Annotated in this window: 1 protein-coding gene; it reads right to left on the reverse strand. The window is 56.9% G+C overall.

Annotation, left to right across the window (positions count from 1 at the left end; translation table 11 throughout):
• Nucleotides 1–32 precede the first annotated feature (32 nt).
• Entirely contained in the window at nucleotides 33–1,073 is a 1,041-nt protein-coding gene (locus AB5Y70_RS18995) for an IS481-like element ISAs19 family transposase (protein ID WP_119197101.1), read from the reverse strand.
• Nucleotides 1,074–1,117: the final 44 nt, after the last annotated feature.

The following is a 1,117-nucleotide window of genomic DNA, read 5'->3' on the forward strand; positions in this document are numbered from 1 at the left end:
CACCTGACACCGGCCTCAAACCGGTGTCTTGTTTACGCTACTTTAGTGCGCACTTCCTTCGGTATCAATTTCAGACCCTTCTTGAACATGCTGTAAGGCGTCTGTCCCTCCATCATCCTGCCCTGATGTGGCCGCTGGGTGTTGTAGTGTTCCAGGTAGCTATCCAGGTCTGTCTGCATCTGCTCTACCGACTCATACCAGGTCGTCCTCCCCTTGATACGGAAGTGTTCATCCAGCAGTGTGCGATGCAGCCGTTCGATAAAGCCGTTGCTCTGCGGCCTGCGTACCTTGGTTGTCCGGTGCTCAATCCCCTCCAGTTGCAGGAACAGCTCGTAGGGATGGTGGTCAGCTCGTCCACAGAACTCGCGCCCGTTATCCGACAGGATGGTATAGACCCGTGCCTCGTGGGCCTCGAAAAACGGCAGTACCGTTTCATTGAGCACATGAACCGAGGTCACCGGCAGCTTGCTGGTGTAGAGCCGTCCCCAGGCGTGGCGGCTATAGCAGTCCAGCACGGTTTGCAGATACACCTTGCCAACCCCCTTGAGCGCGCCGACGAAGAAGGTGTCGACCGCCACCAGTTCTCCGGTGTAGTGAACCTCAATCTGGCGTTCGCGAAACTCGGGGCTGAAGCGTTCGAGCAGGCGGATCTGCTCGTCATTGAGCTCAATGGTCTGCTCCCGGTGAGTTTTCTCAAGGCGCAGCAAGCGGTCGTGTTTGGAGAGCAAGTCGTGCCGTTGCCACACGCCACGCACACCGCCCGCACTGACATTGATGCCTTGCAGAGCCAGTTCTTGCGCGACCCGCAGCGGGCCATGAGTTGGTCTGGTGAGGGAGTAATCGAGGATGGCCTGTTCAATCTCGGGAGCGACCCGATTGGGATGAGCCCCTTTACAGCCGGGCAATTTGTCGAGCAATCCCTCGGCGCCATAGGTCTGGTAATTACGGCGAATTTCGTAGAACTGCTGACGGCTGTAGCCGATGAGCTTGCAGGCTTTGCTGACATTATTGAGCTCTTTGGCGAGCTCTAGCAGGCTGAGTTTGCGACGTGCTACTTTCTCGTTGGTGGTCATACGGTGACTCCGGATAACACGGTAGGGGTACCGTTTTGTTATCC

The organism is Aeromonas sp. s1(2024), from assembly GCF_040908005.1.
In the GTDB taxonomy this organism is placed as follows: domain Bacteria; phylum Pseudomonadota; class Gammaproteobacteria; order Enterobacterales; family Aeromonadaceae; genus Aeromonas; species Aeromonas caviae.